Source organism: Paenibacillus sp. NPDC057886 (genome assembly GCF_042796655.1).
Lineage (GTDB): Bacteria > Bacillota > Bacilli > Paenibacillales > Paenibacillaceae > Paenibacillus.
In genome coordinates this window covers 644125-663646 of record NZ_JBHVMZ010000001.1, presented here as the reverse complement: position 1 = coordinate 663646, position 19522 = coordinate 644125, and the positions used below count along the sequence as shown (strand labels likewise).

At 46.2% G+C, this 19522-nt stretch carries 16 protein-coding genes and 2 pseudogenes; 4 read left to right on the top strand and 14 right to left on the bottom strand.

Translation table 11 applies throughout. The features are described from left to right. Positions 1–94: 94 nt before the first annotated feature. From ACFVQB_RS03120 to ACFVQB_RS03110, 3 genes are all read right to left on the bottom strand, one after another. Entirely contained in the window at positions 95–2005 is a 1911-nt protein-coding gene (locus ACFVQB_RS03120) for an AraC family transcriptional regulator (protein ID WP_379434958.1), read from the bottom strand. A 202-nt stretch (positions 2006–2207) separates the two neighbouring features. Beyond that, complete coding sequence (locus tag ACFVQB_RS03115; protein ID WP_379434957.1) at positions 2208–4757, bottom strand: beta-mannosidase; 2550 nt, start codon at positions 4755–4757, stop codon at positions 2208–2210. Between the two features lie 257 nt (positions 4758–5014). Then, complete coding sequence (locus ACFVQB_RS03110; RefSeq protein WP_379434956.1) at positions 5015–6040, bottom strand: LacI family DNA-binding transcriptional regulator; 1026 nt, start codon at positions 6038–6040, stop codon at positions 5015–5017. Positions 6041–6730: 690 nt separating this feature from the next. Here ACFVQB_RS03110 and ACFVQB_RS34530 point away from each other — a divergent pair. Next, positions 6731–7036: pseudogene (locus ACFVQB_RS34530) on the top strand (transposase family protein); the annotation flags it as partial. Here the strand turns inward: ACFVQB_RS34530 and ACFVQB_RS34525 are convergent. After that, positions 7022–7180 (bottom strand): annotated as a pseudogene (locus ACFVQB_RS34525) (IS30 family transposase); the annotation flags it as partial. The pseudogenes ACFVQB_RS34530 and ACFVQB_RS34525 sit on opposite strands and share 15 nt — an antisense overlap. A 218-nt stretch (positions 7181–7398) precedes the next feature. On the opposite strand from ACFVQB_RS34525, the gene ACFVQB_RS03100 reads away from it, so the two are divergent. Beyond that, positions 7399–8031 (top strand): hypothetical protein, encoded by a 633-nt coding sequence (locus tag ACFVQB_RS03100; protein ID WP_379434955.1) that lies wholly within the window; start codon positions 7399–7401, stop codon positions 8029–8031. A gap of 275 nt (positions 8032–8306) precedes the next feature. On the opposite strand, the gene ACFVQB_RS03095 is transcribed toward ACFVQB_RS03100, so the two are convergent. Further along, positions 8307–8729 carry a hypothetical protein gene (locus ACFVQB_RS03095; protein ID WP_379434954.1) on the bottom strand — a complete coding sequence of 141 codons (423 nt, stop codon included), beginning with the start codon at positions 8727–8729 and terminating at the stop codon, positions 8307–8309. 596 nt (positions 8730–9325) lie between these two features. Then, positions 9326–10273, bottom strand: coding sequence for a DMT family transporter (locus ACFVQB_RS03090; protein ID WP_379434953.1), 948 nt, complete (start codon positions 10271–10273; stop codon positions 9326–9328). A 165-nt stretch (positions 10274–10438) separates the two neighbouring features. Between ACFVQB_RS03090 and ACFVQB_RS03085 the strand changes: the two genes are divergently transcribed. After that, positions 10439–11314, top strand: a complete 876-nt coding sequence (locus ACFVQB_RS03085) for a LysR family transcriptional regulator (RefSeq protein ID WP_379434952.1) — start codon at positions 10439–10441, stop codon at positions 11312–11314. 20 nt (positions 11315–11334) lie between these two features. On the opposite strand, the gene ACFVQB_RS03080 is transcribed toward ACFVQB_RS03085, so the two are convergent. The 6 genes from ACFVQB_RS03080 to ACFVQB_RS03055 all read right to left on the bottom strand — a co-directional run bounded on the left by ACFVQB_RS03080 (position 11335) and on the right by ACFVQB_RS03055 (position 16266). Then, entirely contained in the window at positions 11335–11817 is a 483-nt protein-coding gene (locus ACFVQB_RS03080; RefSeq protein WP_379434951.1) for a tetratricopeptide repeat protein, read from the bottom strand. Positions 11818–12001: 184 nt separating this feature from the next. Further along, a complete protein-coding gene (gene cyoE, locus ACFVQB_RS03075; protein ID WP_379434950.1) occupies positions 12002–12859 on the bottom strand; it encodes a heme o synthase in 858 nt (285 codons plus the stop codon). Positions 12860–13017: 158 nt separating this feature from the next. Then, the gene (locus tag ACFVQB_RS03070; RefSeq protein ID WP_379434949.1) at positions 13018–13581 is read right to left on the bottom strand and encodes a hypothetical protein; all 564 of its coding nucleotides are present in this window, start codon (positions 13579–13581) and stop codon (positions 13018–13020) included. Positions 13582–13817: 236 nt separating this feature from the next. Beyond that, positions 13818–14171: a DUF3243 domain-containing protein gene (locus tag ACFVQB_RS03065; RefSeq protein ID WP_379434948.1), complete on the bottom strand. Its 354-nt coding sequence runs from the start codon at positions 14169–14171 to the stop codon at positions 13818–13820. 116 nt (positions 14172–14287) lie between these two features. Next, positions 14288–14842, bottom strand: coding sequence for an MFS transporter (locus ACFVQB_RS03060; protein ID WP_379434947.1), 555 nt, complete (start codon positions 14840–14842; stop codon positions 14288–14290). Continuing rightward, positions 14839–16266: an FAD-binding oxidoreductase gene (locus tag ACFVQB_RS03055; protein ID WP_379434946.1), complete on the bottom strand. Its 1428-nt coding sequence runs from the start codon at positions 16264–16266 to the stop codon at positions 14839–14841. Before ACFVQB_RS03055 ends, ACFVQB_RS03060 begins: the two co-directional genes overlap by 4 nt. Positions 16267–16413: 147 nt before the next feature. Here ACFVQB_RS03055 and ACFVQB_RS03050 point away from each other — a divergent pair, with 147 nt between their 5' ends. Then, the gene (locus ACFVQB_RS03050; RefSeq protein WP_379434945.1) at positions 16414–16602 is read left to right on the top strand and encodes a hypothetical protein; all 189 of its coding nucleotides are present in this window, start codon (positions 16414–16416) and stop codon (positions 16600–16602) included. A 132-nt stretch (positions 16603–16734) separates the two neighbouring features. Here ACFVQB_RS03050 and ACFVQB_RS03045 read toward each other — a convergent pair whose 3' ends face one another. Both ACFVQB_RS03045 and ACFVQB_RS03040 read right to left on the bottom strand, forming a co-directional pair. Continuing rightward, positions 16735–17664, bottom strand: a complete 930-nt coding sequence (locus ACFVQB_RS03045) for an NAD(P)/FAD-dependent oxidoreductase (protein ID WP_379434944.1) — start codon at positions 17662–17664, stop codon at positions 16735–16737. A 197-nt stretch (positions 17665–17861) separates the two neighbouring features. Then, positions 17862–19493, bottom strand: coding sequence for an S-layer homology domain-containing protein (locus ACFVQB_RS03040; protein WP_379434943.1), 1632 nt, complete (start codon positions 19491–19493; stop codon positions 17862–17864). Positions 19494–19522 lie beyond the last annotated feature (29 nt).

Here is a 19522-nt window from a genome sequence, read left to right as displayed (position 1 = left end):
AGGAAAATCTGTGCAGCTTAAAACAAAATGAAAAGGCCCGGGTATGCACATCAAGTGCATCCGGGCCTTAAAAAATTGTAGAAACAGTCTGTCCTCATTGTGTTTGCTTATTCATTTTAATAATCCATTCAGCCAAATCCTGTGTCTGTTTCAGGAGAGCAATCGGGTCACGGAACCAGGACTGCTCCTCCGTCCATATGTACACTCTTCCATTTTTGACAGCAGGCAATGATCCCCATACAGGGTCTGCCTGTAAATCTTCAAGCTTTGATTCACTGGTCAGAATGATGTAATCCCCAGCATATTTGGAGAGCAGCTCAATTGAAAATTCATGATATGCGCCTTGCATTAACTCGGCAGGCACAACTGCGGGTGCTTGCAAGCCAAGCAACTCGTAGATATTACGCCCTCCTCGGCCCGATTGATTGCCAAAAATAAATACTTGCCGATCGTATTCCTGCATCACGGAAAATGTCGTATCAGCAGGAACGACGTCCTGCACTTCCTGCTTTATTTTAGCAATCTCTTGATCGAAATTCGCAAGCCATTGCTTAGCCTCAGCCTGTTTGCCAAGCACTTCGCCAAAATAAGTGACTTCTTCCTTCAGCGTTGGGAAAGTAATAGATGCAATAGAGACCGTTGGTGCAATCTTGCTGTACTTTTCAAAAGCCGCTTTGTCCGGATTCAAGGTAATAATAAGATCCGGTTCCAGCTCCATCAGCTGTTCAATGGAGTCACCTATCGTTTCTAGTCCATCCAAATGCCCTTCGAGATAAGGGCTATTCATGAGAAATTGCCCTCCAGCAATGGGTTTGATACCAAGAGCAAGGACCGTCCCTAAATAGTCAATGGCAGCGACTCGCTCTGGATGTACAGGTACCTCTACCTCTCCAAAGGTTGTATTTACGGTTTTCGTTTCCACCATTGCCGGTTGTTCGGGTTCAGCCGAAGTCTCTGGTGTTCCTGCCTCTTGCCCGGTTGTCCCGCAAGCACTTAATGTAAACACAAGTACAAGTGATATGATGGCTGATCTTAACTGGTTAAACATGTTGATTTCCTCATCTCTATTATATTGATAATGATAATCATCATCAATTAAAGGATAACGTTCTGTTCCTCCTCTTACAATGGATTCATTTGTTGCATTTACTGTACTTTTTGAAACTCCATCCTTGTTCTCCCGCTGCTTTAATCGATACTGCCCTGGAGTGATGCCCATCTCTTTCTTGAACATGCGATTGAAATAAAAGGGGTCCGGATAACCCACATACATTGCAATCTCTTGTAGTGAAGCCTCCGTAGCAGAGAGCAGAGACCTGGCCTCTCCAATCCTCAACCGGATCAAATATTCGGTCGGTGTAACGCCGGTCTGTTCTTTGAATTTTCGAGACAAATACTGCGGACTGTAATTCAAAGTCTGAGCAAGCGAATCCAGTGAGATCGATTCACGAAAATGAGTTGTGATATAACGCAAAACCTGATCCGTTAATGAGAGCTGCTGTCCTTCATTTTCTACTCGAATCTGCTGGTTCAATATAAGCTGGATCAGTTGAAAGAAGTATCCTTTCACCTCGATTTGGCCCAATTGATCCTGTCCGGTCCAACAATTATGTATATTTCGTACAAGGTCATGCAATTGAAGCGCGTTGTCCGGCTCTATTCCCCAGGAGCGCTCAAAGGGATTGCTCTGTAACAGCATCATGCGATAGTCTAGAAGAACGTTGGAGGGCAGTGTTGATTTGTAGAAAATCAGATATACCTCTATAATTCCGGTTGCTTCAAGAGTCAGACGCCTTCCTTTGCCTCCGTGCACCAATAGAAATCTGCCTGTAGTCCATACCTCTTCATCCACCCAAATCTGACCCTTGCCATTTATATATACAAACGCACTGGTTGGTAATACATAATTTCGATAACTTTCGTTTGTTGTTAATGATATAAGACGGACATCAAGCACGCGCACCTGAACCTGATCCCACAGCTTGATATCCTCCTGAATCCCCATATAGACTTCCTTTCCTAAGCGATAGAACAAGCCCAATGGTCAGCCATTGTGACAAAGAACTCACCTATAATTGATAATGATTATCAATTATAACAATCTTGTTCATAACTTTGAAGCCCGTTTCCGTTTTGGCACTGGAAAATAAAAAATCGTCGAAATCCCCCGATGGAAGATCTCAACGATTTTGCTGCTTCGTCTATAATTACAATTTGATAAAGTCAGCCATGGAACGAACCTGGATGGCCCCCGCCTTGGAGACAGCACCATCAGATCCTTGCAATTCCTCTCTGGATGTAAACTTGACCTTCACCGGAATGCCAGGAATGAGGTCGAAGAAATTGTCCGAGAACACCCCTTCTGCCTCAGTAGAAATCCATACTTGTTTTGCAAGCACATCACTTTCCAGGACCAGATGCACGCCATCATTCTCGGTAACTTCAGTTACTTTAATTTGCGCTGGTTGCAGTGCAATGTCCTTTGATGGTGCAAAATAATGCTCCTGTATGATGTCGGCTGCCCCATCCTGCTTCAGATCAATACGCAGCAATGTTGTTGCAGCATCGCGACCTTCCAGCCATTCCGCCTGGATCAATGACAGCACCTGTTGACCAGAGTTGGATGCCAGAGCGACTTCATGCTCTTCCTCACGATATACCGTGCCATCAAAGCCAATCAGGCGTACCTGGAGTTTGCCCTTCACAGGTTCAAGCTGATCCGAGATTAGATAAATATCCGTCACGTCTTGCTTCGTACCGTCTACTGAAACCAAGACATCGCTGAAGCTGCGTTTGGCGTAATATTGCAATGCTTTCCAACGTCCGAAGTAATCCATACCCGCCCATGAAGCCACCGGCCAGCAATCGTTCATCTGCCAGTAGAGCGTTCCCATACAGAACGGTTTGCGGCGACGATGAGCCTCAATGGCTGTTTTCATCGCCTCAGCCTGAAGCACTTGACTCATATAAAGGAAGGATGGGAAATCCTTCGGTTCATGCATGTACATATCCATGTATTGCTTGATCAGACGATTGCCTGCCCCGTTCTTCTGATGGGCCAGCATGACTTCAGACTCCAATGCCAAATCCTCTTCCTCCGCATACTTGCGAACCGAATCATATTCAGGGAAGGACTGAAAGCCATACTCACTCATGAAGCGTCCAACATGAACGTTGTAGTTCTCAAATGGCTCTACATTATGCCACACACCCCAATAGTGGATATCCCCTTCTGACGTGGATGGGTGAGCATGCTGTTTCTCGTCTCCCGACAGTGATACCAGTGGTGAAGAAGGCCAATAATCCACGCCAGGAGCATAGGTTTCCACCACTTGCGGCAAAAGATCATGGAAAATAGCTTCGTAATCCGCCCAAATGCGTTCTCTTTGCTCTGCGTTGTAATCTTTTTTCCAGCCCCAGCCGCCATCCTCAATGTAATGCGCCCACGCTGAATCAATCTCGTTATTACCACACCACAGCACGATGCTTGGATGATTACGCAGACGTTTCACATTATCAATCGCCTCATGCTTCACACTGTTCAGGAAAGCCTCGTCTCCAGGATACATGCTGCAAGCAAACATAAAGTCCTGCCATACAAGCAAACCATATTCGTCACACAACTCGTAGAACACGTCTTCCTCATAGAAGCCACCACCCCATACACGGAGCATATTCATGTTCGACTCGGCAGCAGATACAATCTCATGCAGATAGCGCTCACGTGTCACTTCTGTTATGAAGCTGTCGTTGGGAATGTGATTTGCACCTTTTGCAAAGACAGCAACTCCGTTTAACTCAAAATAAAAGGATGCTCCCGCTTCATCTTTGTCACGAACCAGCCGAATAGACCGAATACCCGTTTTGACCGTGGACTCAGCCACAGCCTGTTCGCCCTGAATCACTTCCGTATGGAAAGAATACATATGCGGGTCACCCAGTCCGCGACTCCACCACAACTTCGGCTCAGCAATCGAGATTGGAACTTCTACAGTCTGGACGCCCGGGTTCAGAGTTACAGCCTGCTCCCACCCCTGTCCATCCGTTCCTACCCGAATGACCGCTTCTATGGATTGTGCAGTCTCCACTTCCACGACCGCAGTGAGGGAAGCGGAAGCAGCAGTTACTTCATTTTGCTGAATAAATACATCATTAATTCGTACGTCCGTCCAGCCTTCAAGGCGTGCTTCACGCCAGATTCCGCTGGTTACAAAACGTGGACCCCAGTCCCAACCATAGTGATACGGGGCTTTCCGTGCAAAAATACTCACTCTTTTGTCATCTAGTCCCCCCACATCAGATTGATCATTCGATGCAGGCAGGGCATATCCGAGCTTCTCCAGCTTCGGCAGATCTTCATTTATTGGAGAACGAAAACGTATTCGGAGTACGTTGCCGCTTGCCTTTACAACAGATTTCACGTCAGCTGTCCACACCCGGAACATATTGTCTGCCGACAACACATGTTGTTCATTCACGTACACATCTGCATAGGTATCCAGACCATCAAAGACCAGCTCCAGATGCTGCTGCGACAGCAGTGCTTCATTCACATCAAATTCGGTGCGATATTCCCAGTCTTTCTTATCGACCCATTGAATGTCCTTTTCGTTAGTTCCATAGAAAGGATCCGGTATTTTACCCAGTTTCAGCAAATCCGTATGCACACAGCCGGGTATGTGAGCCGGCATCCATTCCTGATCCTCACAAGCCTTGAACGTCCAATTCTGAAAAGTCTGCGATTGTATTTTGCTCATGACAGCCTCCGTTATCATTGAAGTAGTTGAAAAAACACTTTGTTAGGTTTTGTTATTATAAAAATGAATAACTTACAAAACAAAATTAACACGATATGCTCAATTCAGTCAATCTGTTTTGTGAATTATTTCTAAAAAACCATTTCCGACAAACAAAAAAAGACATGAAGCCCAATCGCTCCATGTCTTTTCACCCCAGGCTTATATCGTACTGGCATGTGTTATTCTTAACATTACCAAATTCAAGTTCGTTAACTTCACGGCAAAATAGCATTGTACTCATCACGGATGATTAATTCCGAATAGATCAGCTTTCTTTCAAAAGGCCCGTCCGGATGCTCCATGCGCCACAATAACTGGTCCACCGCACGTCTGCCCAGATTCTCCTTGTCAATATGCACCGTAGCAAGAATAGGCTCTTCTGTACGGGTATTATCGAACCCGGTTACTGCACAGCGCTCCGGCACCTTGATGCCCCTGCTTTGGAGTGCACCAATCACAACAGCGGCCATGTGGTCGTTGGCACATACTATCACTTCGGGGATGTCTTCCATCTTCATGGTAACAATTGATTCCCGAATGTGATCCAGATCAGGTCCCAGCAAATCTGCTTGCTGCGAGACCTGCAGCTGCATCTCTTCCAGTACCGAGCGATAGCCGAGCCATCGTTCTCTGAAACTTGCTGCATCAGGCAGCTGTCCAGCAAACTGTAATCGCGTGTATCCTTTACCAACAAGCATCAGTACCAGTTCCTTCATGCATTTCATGTTATCTGTAAACACCGTATCTCCATGTATTGCCAGGTCTTCATGATCAACCATCACAAGCGGAATGTTCAGTCGATAGATTTCAAGTAATACGGATGTGGATATGGAGCCGACGGTAATAATTCCGCTGATGGCTTCGGGATTCAGCACTGAGAACATGCGATCCGATGAAGGTTCCGTCAAGGTCAGGATATCCATGCCCTTCTCATTCAGGCGTACAGATATTCCGTCAAAGATGGGCCCCCAATACAGGGAGAAACGATTCTGCGAACGAATGTTGGGGAACAAGATCAAAATAGTCCCCTGTCTATTTATGTTCACCTCCTGTTCACCAGGGGTTTCCGCCAAATAACGTTTCGGTTCAGCTTTGAAATATCCGAGCTGTCCTGCCGTCCTGACAATCATCTCCCGGGTATGCTCACTAACACCGGGTTTGCCTGTCAACGCACGGGAGACTGCGAATTTGGATACCCCCGCAGCATCGGCAATTTGCTGCATGGTTACTCTTTTGGCCATCCTTCTCACCCGTTTTTCCTTTATTTTTCATTTAGTGTAGCATAAAAAAAGGAATCGAACAAAACAAGTTATGAAAAATTTCATTTTGTTAGGTTAGTATGCTAGAAATCTTGGAACTCCTCCGGTAGTAGAGTAGGAAACTGAAATTTCATTGGAGGGCGTATGCCCTCTGTTTTACTTTTCCAGTTCCCCCTTCATCAAACCGTACGTGAGGTTTTCCCTCATACGGCTTTCCGATGTTCTTCTTTAAAATGCACCCTATAAGATGGACACTTTGAAAAAAGCCCATCTCATAGGGTTATTTTACTTTTCACGAAGGTCCTCTATTGTTATTTTTGGTTTAGCAATGTTCATGACTTTGAAATATTCCATTTCATACTTCTTGATCCACCACGCTTCCATGCTGCTTAAGTAACTCATGTTTCCCTCTTCGTTTAATGTGGGGTCTCTTCGTATAGTTCCTAGCACTGAAAAGCTCAAGTCACTATTGTCACCCTTCAGACCTGATTTAATATGTTCTTGCCAGCGGAATACGGGCACAATGTAATGCATTTTTTCATTGCGATTGTATATAAGATTGATGTAGCCATATATAGCACCCTGATCACCTTGAACCCCCCCCCCCCCCCTTCTTGATTTGATTTAATACGGTAGTAATTCTGCTGGCATTCGCTGCTACAAAAATAGCCCTATCAGGCAAAAAACGCCCAGCGCGCTTATGAGTAGCGCCGTAAGGCGTCCGTCTCTTCCAGGAAGTGGTCCAGCTTTGGCAGTTTCTTTGGTAGAAAAGCTTCAAGCGACATGGCCTCCAGTGTAGCTATCAGTGCAAATCCTCTGGCATTAAGGTAAGCGCCAGAAACCCGCAGAAACACGCGGGAAATTTGCGGTCGGCAGATCCATTTCAGATGCCCGAAAGTGATCCATTCTCGTGAAACATTCGGGCATTGGAAGCTAGACAATGTCGTATCGGGTCGTGGAAAAGTAAAGGATGCACTCTTTGCCCCTGTCAGCTGTGCCTATGAGGAAGGTTCTTTTGTGGTACTGCGAGATGGCAACACCGAGCGCAGTCTCCATCGACAATGCGGTACGATCCGGCATGGGAATGGCGGTATACAAGTGCGTTTTGCGTTCAATTAACGTGGGTCTGTAATCACTTTTAAAAATATGATAAGGGAACTATACCTATCATATAAATTTATTCCTTACGTTTTAATTCCTATTTCTTGCTAAGAGGTTGTTTAACGTTGTGATTCAGTGGTACAATAGTAAATATATTACAGATAATTCAAGATGCTCAACACATGTCGCACTTCTACAGATGGAATTAAAATCAAAAAAATACAAGGAGGATTTTACAAGTGAAAAAGAAAGCCAAAGCATTTATCTTTGCTCTTTCAAGTGTTACTGTCATTTCTGCTTTAGCTGCAACGGCATACGCTGGTGCTGATAAAGCTCCAAGCAAACAACAACCTAGTAAGGAAACAGCGGTTAACGCTTTGAATTCTTCTACGAATGTAGATGTAGGTACATTAAATAGTCCCTCGGACAAATCCACCAACGGTGTTGAAACTAAGCTCGAGGGAAAAACGATAACTATCACGCCTACAGAGTACACATATGATAACTCGAATAAGTTGACTAAATCAAAAAGCCTGTCTCAAGCTATTGAAATTACACCTCAAGCAGTCATTAATTGGCCCGACCAGACTATTGGGTATAATACACGGTTGCGGCTTGAAAGAAGTGGCGGTACTATGATCGTCAGAAAAGGAGTTACGGCAAGATTTACATTCTCTATTAAATATAGAAATTCGAGCTATGAAGCCGGATTTATGGACAAAAATTTTAACGTTCTTCAAGTGTTTGCAGACACAAAAGGTGCCGGAGGAAGTTTTCCTTACACCCCAAAAGAGGACGTTGAAGGGTACTTTTATATATGGAACAAAGCGGCCGATGACATAGAGGTTGAAAAAATTTCTGTAGATTATTAATGATCTGAAGATGAGCAGCTCCATGAGAATCTTCACTGGAGCTGCTTTATTAATGATTAGTCTGAAGTTTAAATTATCTTTCCTTGTAGTAATATATTTCTATCAAATCTAATCCTTCTCTTCTTAAAAACTCATTCATTATATCACTCACAAAATTCATCAATCTTCAGAATCAGAACACTCCGGAGTCCACTAAAATACTAACATCCTCTATATGCTCATCAGTCTGAAAGAACATCAGTATTTTTATTTACTCCATATCATTCTGAAATATGCTATTCGCAGACTAATACCCAGATATCGCTGGGCTCCATCACGATCTTCGCAGCCATTTGTACCACCCGATCTGCGATAACAGGGATGCCCAGTGGCCTGGTCTTCCCGTCCGGTTTCGGGATCTCTTTCCGTCTCGCCGACTGAGGATGATAGGTTCCGCTTCTTAGCTTGTTCGCCAGTTCATTCACAAATCGCTCAGCTCCGTACTCCTGAACGATGGTGTCCAGTGTCACTCCATCGACACCGCCACTGCCACCACTCGCCTTGACCTGTTTCCAAGCTTCCCACAGTACATCTTCTCGGTAAACCTTGTCATATAATGCATGAAACCGGCGCCTTGGACGCTCCTTGGCCGCCAGGTATAGTACGTTTTGAAGTTGTCGAGCTTTGACTTTGGTGTAGTTAGCCTTTTGGGCATTCACTGACTCTTACCTCCTCCGGTACGTGAACAAAAGCAGAGGCCCTTCCCTCCATGAGGTTGTGTTGTCCTCATTTCCACGGTACTATGTCCCCCTCCGACTCCCTTCCCGCAGCTCTCCATTTCACCTTTCGGGCTTATAGGTTTGCTCCTTACGAAAAAAAACTTCGTGCGGTGGAGGGTCTCCCTAGTTCCAGACACCACTTTCTCCACATGCCGCTCCCCTTACACCGGAGAGTTCTTCCGCGTTGTGCTTCCAAGGGCTTCACGCGTTCCATGGCCTTCGCCCATTGTTTCGAGGCTCGGCTCTCTCTTGTCCTAAAAAAAAGGGTCTTTTTGACGGTGCGGCAGGATTCACTTCATGTTACGGCTGTAGATTTGCTCGCACTTCCTTACGAAGTTACTTTGTCACGGGGCTTCAACCTTAGGATCTCTCCACCAGCTGCCTGTCAGCTACGAGGCGACTTGGCTCTTACCTCGACCGGACTTTCACCAGCTAGTTGTGTCTAGCTTGGCTAGGCGCGCAAATAACAAAAAAAGTTCCTCCACCACCTTCACAATGAAGATGATGGAAGAACCTTTCCTTTATTTATTTCAAAATTATACACCCGGTGCTCCCTGATCTCCCAGTTCGGACTGTAATGCCGTCCGCTTTCTACGCCAGAATACCGGATAAGGGACTCTGATCTCCGTGATCAGGACACCAATGAGCATCAGTGCTGCACCCGCATACCCTTGCAACGTAAGAGACTCCCCATGAAAAGTAAACGCAAATGCTGCGGCAAACAACGGTTCAAGCGAAAAGATCAGGCTCGTTCTTGTTGGTGAGGCATGCCGCTGGGCAAGGGTCTGCAAAATGTAACCAATGCCGCTGCACAGTACCCCCAGACCCACAATGGCAGCCCAAGATTGCGGCGTGTCAGGTAAACGTGGTGTTTCCAACATAAATGTAGCAGCCACTCCCCACAGGGCTGCAACGCCCAGTTGAACCGTTCCCAGGGTTAGCGGATCATGCTTCGGCGTATACTTGCCAGCGATCATAATGTAGATGGCATATGTCAGTGCTGCGAGAATGCAAAGGATATCCCCCATATGCAGACTGAGCTCATGTTGAAGGGTCAACAATGCGAGCCCGGTTACCGCCACGAGAATACTTATCGTTAACCGCAAGTCTGGCATTCGCCGATGTAGAATTGTCGTCAGAATGGGCACAAAGATAACGGCCAAACTGATCAAAAACCCTGCCTGGGAAGCCGTTGTGCGCTGTACTCCATAAGTGATAAATACAAAGGCCGCGAATAACGCTGTTCCCATAATAGCTCCTGCTGCAAGCGTTCCTCGATCCATTCTGAACAGTCGCCGATGGAAAAGGACAGCTGCCGCGATAAAGGCAATGCCAAACCGGAAAGCGACCAGATTCAATTCCTGCATGGACTCCAGTCCTGATTTCATAAACAGATAGGATGATCCCCATATTACCGTTGCGAGCAGCATCTGCAAATCCGCTCTTCTTGATGCCTGACCTTGTGGTGCACGTACTCCGTTCATCTTGCTTCTACCTTCATTCTATGTAATGTAATCTATGCGAGGTTCTGTCGAACTCACTCGCCTTGGCAAGTATATACGATCTCTTTGCATTATAAAAATGAATATTTATAATAGTTAATATGAAACAAACTCATGTATTAAATGAAGAGAGGAACGAAATCTTTCATGTCATTGGTCAAATACGAAATTTTGAATGCTGTAGTCGAATACGGCAGCCTTACCAAAGCAGCAGAAGCACTGAATATTACCCAATCAGCAGTCAGTCATGCGATCGCCAGTCTGGAGACCGAGTGTGGTTTTTCGCTGCTAAATCGAGGCCGCTCCGGTGTGCGACTTACTGCCGAAGGGGAACGGATTCTGGGCTATACTCGTGAAATTCTGCGTTGGACGGAACTGATGAACCAGGAGATTTCGTTGATTCGCGGCGCCGAGATTGGAACCGTGCGTATTGGCACATTCGCCAGTGTATCCACGCAGTGGCTGCCTGGCATCCTGAAGCAATTTCGTCTGCGTCATCCCGGAATCGAAATTAAGCTGTGGGAGGGAGACTATGCAGAAATTGAAGGCTGGCTGGCTGGAGCTGCCATCGATCTCGGCTTTCTGTCCCTTGGCGATTCTTCGCCCTTTGAGACGATTCCATTACAAAAAGACAGGATGATGTGCATCCTGCCTTGGGAACATCCACTCGCTAACGAGAAGTCTGTCTCATTTGATGTATTGCTGGAACAGCCCTTTATTTTGCCCAAATGGGGCGGTGATAACGAGATCGAACGGTTGATCCGGCAGCATGCGGCCAAGTTGAATGTGGTCTATGAAGTTGCCGAGGATCAGGCCATTATGGCGATGGTTCGAAACGGTCTTGGCATCAGCCTTTTGCCTGAAATGGTTCTTCAACACCATACGAACGAGCTCGCTCTCGTTCCACTCACTGGAGATCCTTATCGTACGATTGGCATCGCTTGCCCGTCTCTCACCAATCTGTCCCCCGCTTCGCGTCGTTTCATTGAAGCCGTACAGGAATGGCTAACTCCATCGTTATAATCGGTCCTCCATTGCTCAACCTAGTCCCATACCCGATCCAACTGATCTGCATAGAAGCGGATTGCTCTACTGTAATCGGTTATTCCCTTATCACTTGATGTATCTGCCAGTTGTACCAGCAGCCGCTTCATTGCCTCCGCATGCTCGCCCAGATTGTAGAGCACCATGGCAAGAAAAACTTCAAATTCCCGGTTCTCCGGGAATTCACTTATCCCCTTTTCAAACCAGTCCTTCGCCTGCTCATACTGCCCTAGCGTCCGATACGTACTGCCAAGTCCAAGTATGGCACCTGTCCTGTCCTCAACCGGAAGCCCCAGACTTAGAGCCTTCTCATAATGCGGTACCGCTTCCCGCTCCAGTCCAAGTGAATCATGAGCCCAAGCCAGCTGGTACCAGACCTGCGCATTCTCCGGTTCCTGTAATGCCAGCTCCTGCAGCAGCTCTATCGCCTCCCGCATTTTTCCCTCTTGCCTCAAGAGGATAGCCTGCTCCAAATCATTCATCTACTCCACTTCCCATTCTTCCAAAATCATTTTCCATAGTATAATTATAGCAAAAAAACACCCCTAGAAGTATGGCCAGAACAACCAAAGGTTGTCCAAGTCTACTCTACAGCGTGCTTTTTCGTAAGATGTCAGCTCCCTTGGCATCTTCATGTTCGAATATTTCACAAAAGTGATGAAACGCCTAGGACCAGGCTGTGTTTACCACCATTACAATGAATACAACCATGAGATAATTGACAGAGATCAGAAAGTTAACTTTGGCCCATTTCTCATTATCCTGAGTTTTCAATCCGCTTAGTGTATGAACCAACCAGATCAGACCACCAATGGCGGATACGAGCAAAAACACAAGTCCAACGTAGTTGTAGTAATACAACAGAAATACAGCAGGGAGCAACAGAAACACATAAGGAATCATCTGCACCTTTGTACGCTTCACACCTTTGACTACCGGCAACAGTGGGAAACCGGCTGCACGATATTCTTCCACTCTGCGAATCCCGAGTGACCAGAAGTGAGGTGGCTGCCACAGGAATAACAGCGCAAACAGCAACCAGGCACCTGCATCAATCTGATTGGTTACCGCACAATAACCGATTACAGGCGGCATCGCCCCCGCAATTCCACCCAATGACGTACTCCAGGTCGAGCTGCGTTTCAGCCACATCGTGTAGATCACGATATAAGCAAACCATCCGAGGAGTGCCATCCAACCGGATAACGGATTGACCAGGAAGTACAGCAGCGCAAAACCAACCACACCAAGAACAATTCCATACCCCAATACAAACTTGGGTTTAAGATGATTGATGTAGTCAATCCGTTTTTTGGTACGCTCCATCTTCTGATCCAATTCACGATCCCAGTAGTTGTTAATGACACAAGCCGAAGCGATGACCAAGGTTGATCCAATCAACACCATGAGCAGAGATATCCACGAGATATCCCATTTTGAAGCGACCCAGAACCCTACCGCTACCGCAAACACATTCAGCCGCAAAAGTCCGGGTTTCGTTAATGCAATCATGTCTTTAAGCATGAGAAGCCTCCTGAACTATGTAAAAACACCATTCCTATAATGATACATGTACATACCATGAATTACAATCTCCTTCATGAATTTGTCATAACCAAAAAGCATCCCTGCCGGTTCAATGGAACCGGAGGAATGCTTAACCGTTGCATTTTGATCTAATGTTATGGAATGTACTGCTGTACAATTTTGGTCACTTTGCCGTCCTGTACAGTGAGGTGATACGGGAATACGGACAGATCGAGAATATTGGTATTCTCATACAAGGATTCGAATTTGCTGAGCGCCACTGATTCATTCCATTGAATGTTGGTACCCGATACTGTACCATCACGATCATACAACTGCATCAACACTTCAGCATTAGCACTTACTTCTACCTTTTCCTGCTCTTTGCTATCATTAACAATATAATAACCATCAGGAGCACCATCTATACCAGAGCCCGGATTGCGTTGTTCAAAAACTTTATCAGCCTCTGCCCCTTGGTACCAGCCAATCTTGTCAACAATCAAGTACAATTTACCATTCTCATGCTGTATGTCTTCCACATACGCTGTAAACATCTCAGAGTTTGCAGCCTGCGCTTTGGCAGAAGCCTGTACAGAGTCCATGCTCTCCTCAGCGTTCGCTGGTGTAAGCAAATATGTAGCAAGCACAATCATGCCAAGCAATGCAACAGCCGCACCCAGCATTCGTAATTTCCATTGTTTCGCCGCGTTCTTCATAGGCAGCATCTCTCCTTATTATGAACGTTACTATTCCTTAACCGGAAGGCTTTCTCTTCAAACGCTCATATGAATATTTAATCTTTCTTTTTACTCTCCCTATCATACGGGGTGTGCACGCTGCAAAAGTATCAGCCAGATGAAAAATAGTTACAATAGGTGTCATAAAAAAGAAACCCTGAATGCCTCGGCATCCAGAGTCTCTATTGGCTTAGCTTTTAGTTATAAACTTAATCTTAATGATTCGGGGTTGAACCTTGTGCCAGACGCACAAGCATATGAGCCAGCATATGGCGCTCTTCCTCTTTCCCGACATTCCACAGCTCTTGCAGCAACTTCTCTTCACGGTTACGCGGCTCTTCCCGGGCTGCCAAATAGTCGGCTACTTTCTCGGCGATTTTGGCCATCTGTTCTTCACCCAGCCCAATCGATTCTCCCATTGCAATTCGTTTGCCCAGATATCCTTTAAAGTCATCAAAGTTCTGTAAAATTTGTTCCCGTTCCTCCGGCGCAATCTTATTAATCGCATTGTCTACCTTGTCGGTTGAAACTTGGCCATCTTTATGGATAACATGATTTTGTTCATTCATTTGAAAAACCTCCTTGAGAATACTCGCTTTGTGGAATGTAAGCAAAATGCTTAATCATACCAGGTTATCTATAATATAAACTTCTCGCTGGAGATTAATCAGACCATTTCTATCCTTTAGCCATCTATTGTCTCGTCAGAAATGCTTCGTAATCGCCATACTGCCAGAGCTCCCCACATATACAGTATGGCACTCAGATAAAATAAAACATCGATCGTCAGCCAATCAATCAAAACACCGCCAACAATAACCGCAAATCCTGACGCGGCGGATGTCCAGAAATGATAGTTACCTACAGCCTGGCCTCGTTGTCCAGCCACCGTATAATCGGCGAGCAACACCCGTTCACTCATTCGCTGCATCGCATTACATATCCCCATCATGATTTGCAGCAGCAGCACCCAGATGTAGGAAATGACCCACGGAAATGCAATCATGGCTGTGGCCATCCCCACCGAACTTACAATGAGCCACTGCTTGGCGTGTCGATCCATCCCGGGAGCAAGCCATTGCGAAGCAGCAGCCGAACTGATTGTAAATACGGCAAAGGCAAGCCCATATTTGGAGAAGCTGTTACCTAGATTTTTGAGAAACAAAAGATAATACGGATAAATCATACCCGAAGCGAGCGTAACGATGCTTTGAGATCGAACAAGCCACTTGATATTCATGGATGATTTCCTCCATACTGCTCCATAAAATAGTTCATAAAAAGATGATTGGGATCAAACTTTTCTTTGGCTGCCAAAAACTCATTCTTCCGCGGATAGGCCTGTTCGAATTGCTCTGAAGTCGCATAACCTGCATAAGGCAGGTAATATGTTCCGTTATAACGAAGGACGGCATCTATCAGTTGCTGCATACTGTCCTTGAACTTCTCTTGTTCTGCCTCGGACAATGAAGCGTGAAATAAACAGACGAGACCGAACATATCCTGCGTTGCATAGGAAAGCACAGCTTCTTCATCCTGTTTCACATACCTGACTGTAATGTTAAGCAGATCCAATTGCTCCTGGGATACAATCTCACCCATCTCCTGAACAAATGCGGGGAAGGCATCAACCGGAATAAAATATTCCTGCAACAGATCATTTTCGCCTGGCTGATGATACTCCATGAAAGCAGAGGCAGAAGCCATGGCATTGTTGCGGCTGAGCCTCTTGCCATCCTGTGACTCGAAGTAACGCTGTTGCAGAGGCCAAAACCAGTTCCGACCCCATTCGAATTCACGGTTCAGGTTGAACAGGAGTTTGCTGGTAAGCACGCCCCTTTCACGTTCATCCAGATGATTATAATCATCCAGCGAAGCCGTTGGATCAAGGGCATAATTCAAAGCGTACATCTCACGAAAGTAGCCTTCACCGGGCTGAACTGAAATTCGGGCCAGATGCATTCGCATCATCGGGTCTCCCAGGACATTCTTTTCAAAATAAGACGGGTAGTCCTCAACCTGCATCTGCTCAGTTGTGAGACGATAGACTTCGTCATCCGTTAACGTCAACGTAACGTCCAGAATCACGCCAAACAGTCCGTAACCCCCAAATACAAGCGGGAAAAACTCAGCATTTTCGGTGCGACTCACTTGCCGAATCTGACCATCTGCCGTCAGGAGACGAAAGGAATCGACACTTTGAATCAAGGAACCCTGCTGAAGCTCTCGACCGTGTGCATTTACACTGATAGATCCGCCTACGGTGAAAATATTTTGGGACTGCATATTTTTAACCGCCAACCCATATGGGTTAATGGCTCGCTGTACGTCAGCCCAAGTTGCCCCAGCTTGCACACGTACCTTTTTGGCATCGGTATTGACTTCCAGCACTTTGTCATACGAGGTCATGTCTATGATAATGCCATCTTTATAATAGGTGTGTCCTCCCTGACTATGCCGCTGCCCCGCAATGGATACTGTCAGGTTCCGCTCTCGGGCGTCCCGAAGCAGTTCAACGAGCTGCTGCTCTTCACGACCTTCCACTACACGTTCAACCTTAACCGGATGAAGGCGGCTGTAGTCAGTAATCAGATATGGATTCTGATCATCGCTATCGGTTCTCCAATATGTCCACACACATAAAATCAGAAGTAACAGGAGCATGCTCGTTTTTTTGAACAGATGAACTCCTCCTCACCTAACACGTAGCGTTTCAATTTGATTCAATTGGTTAATCGTTTACATATAGATTACAAGGATTGGATATGTTAAGGAACACCTTAAACATACCTGAATAAGGAGGGATTTTCCATGAATGAATATAAAAAAGAGCGAAAAAACAAGGATCTTGAGCCTGGTGTCAATACAATTCTGCACCCGGATCCGGACAATCCCGGACCAACGGACATGATTGAAGAAGCCGTAGGAGAAATCGTAGACAACATCACTCATCCTCACAAAGCCAAAACGACCGAGACCCGCAATACAAATAGCAAATAATTTTTAACCATCCTTTTGCAATCAGTTTCTGAAAACGCAAAAAGTCCTCCAACCTTAGTCATAACGGTCGGGGACTTTTTAATTTCTTTTTTTTTCAAATGGGCTGTTCACCATCTGCATTTTAATTTGCGTTTAAATCTGATTCACCTTGTTTTCCTTTTTCATCTGTTGCAATGCCTTGTGAATCCAGATCGCAGCAATCGAGCCTTCGCCCATGGCAACCGTAGCTTGTTCCGCGTGCAAACCCAGATCTCCGGCAATCCATACATTAGGCGCGGCCTGCATGCTACGTGCGTTGGCTTCGACGTGTTTATTATCCGCGATGACGGCCCCAAGCTGCTCTGCCAGTTCATAATGTACACGATTGCCTCCAAACGCGACAAATCCACGCTCTGACTCATAAATTTGTCCATCTTCCGTCAGCACACCCGTAATATGGCCATCTTCCATCTGTTGCACTTCTTGGACGGCCGCCTCAAGGTAACGAACTCCTGCCTCTTTCATGCTTCGATGAAGCTCAGCGGAGATTGGCGACTGCTCATGGTTGATGTACAACAACTCATTCGTACGTTGAATCAAAACCATAGCCATGTTTGCACCGGCTTCGCCTGCACCCAGCAATATCGTGCGCTGATCCTGAATCTCATATCCATCGCAATCCGGGCACACATATACGGTTCGTCCCAACGTAGGCGTTAATCCCGGGATGGCCGGTATCCTGTCCGTTAGTCCAGTTGCCAGTAAAACTGTTTTTGCCATATATTCAGAGCCGGAAGAGCCGAACAGTTGAATCTGTTCTCCCAGGCGTCCTGCTTTAACGATACGGTCTTTCTCGAAATATACTCCAGTCCGCTCTGCCTGCATTCTGCCTTTGGAGCGCAGCTCTTCACCAGATACTCCATCGGGAAAACCAAGAATATTATGATAGGTTCGGCATAACGTTGATCTGCCTTCTCCTGCGTCCACCACCAACACCCGATGGGAAGAGTAGCGCCCCATCTGAATGGCTGCCTGAAGTCCTGCGAGTCCTCCACCTACTATGATGCAATCATACTCTCGCATGCTCCATCTCCCTCCTATGCTTCTATCTCTTATATGTTATTGGACAGTTCACTATCCTTCTATCCATTTACACCGTTCAACCAGAATCAAACGTGATCCGTTACAACTTAGCTTTTACCAAAATAAAATAACCCAAACCATCCGTCTGAATAACGGTGCGTTTGGGTCGGTTTAAGAAAGGGTTATGATTTCGGAATTCAGAAAATGTATGATTCAAATCGTGAAGCATTCGAAATGGCATTCCATACATCTGCCGTCTCTCCGCCCATATACCAGTAAGCCAATCCGGCAATGTTACGTTCTCCGCTCATCATTACTTTCGCGGATAATGAACGACTGTCCTCTGCCCATATATATCTCGGCGTCCTGTTACTGTTATAGCCGATGATATATTGAACCAGACCTGCATCCCATCGTCTCACGGAACCTGAAGCTCGTGCACGAGTTCCCTGTTCTGCCAAAGTGATGTCCCATGAACTGGCTCCCGGATTAACGGAAGACCAATCCCGTGTATATAAAGGCAGGGCCAGAATTGTTTTGGCGCGAACTACCTCAGCGAGCATCGTATCCAGAGCCTTTTCAACCCAAGGAAGAGATGCCACAGACCCTGCTTGCGGATCGCCGTTCCAATGTTCCTCATATCCCATCAGTACCATGTAATCCGATACGGCGCCCAATTGGGCATAATCAAATGCATCGGTCCAGTCTGTCCCCAGATCGGGTGATACATCCACGGATACAACAGCGCCCAGTGCATGCAAAGCCGTTGTCAGCGAAGTAATAAATGCGGTCATTCCTTCACGATCAGCTGGCAGTACGTTCTCAAAATCCACATTAATGCCATCCAGTTTATATGTTTTTACAAAAGATGTGACCTGTGAGATCACGGCCGCCCGATTGGCTGAACTGGATAACATCTGGTGAGTAAGGTCCGGGTTCGAACGATTGCCAAGCAACGGCCATACCTGTCTGTCTGTAACAGATGCCCAAGATAATAGCGACGTGTCCGTGAGATCCGTGACTTTCATGCTGCTATTCAGGAAGAACCAACGGGGAACCAGTGTGTTTGCTTCCGATTGTTCGATCTGTTTCTTGAACTCAGAAGTAGAAGCGTTATATTGCCATCCCAGCTGAATACCGAGCTGATCCTCGCTTTTCAGCTGGTCTGACCAGGTTTTCTTTTGCAAAATGGCATCCAGCATAACTGCTGCCTCTTCTCTCGTCACCTGGTCATGTGGGCGAAACCTGCCGTCACTGCCGCGCATCAAGCCAAGTTGATATACGGTCTGCACATACGGACGCGCCCAGTCGGATATGTCAGCTGCATCGTTATATGTGGATGAAAGGAGGTTCGTTGATTTGGAAGATTGTTTCAGCATCCTCACCAGCAGTGCAGCCGCTTCTTCCCTAGTAATGGAGGCGTTTGGCTGAAACACGCCCTGACTCTTGCCCTCAAGTATGGAAAGATTGGTCATGGCTGCAATGTTGCCGTAATACCATGCGTTCATGCTGACATCGTTATAGGGATTAATATTGTTTTTAACGGGCTTCAGACCTAGCAGTCTCACGGCAAATGTTGCAAATTCAGCACGAGTGACCGCCTTTTTGGGTTCAAACGTATTCTCGGAGGTTCCGGCAGCAATTCCCGTCTTGACCAGGTGTGCAATGGCATCCTTGGCATAACTGGAGGTTGTATCCTGGAATACCTGCTGAGACGCTGCTGCCTGAGCTGTGGATTCACCAATGGAAATTGATCCTATGGTCAGTACGCCGCACAAAACAGCATTCCATAGCTTTCGCCAGGTACGTTTGTATATTCTATTATTCACATCAAAAAGCCTCGCTTCATTGGAGTACG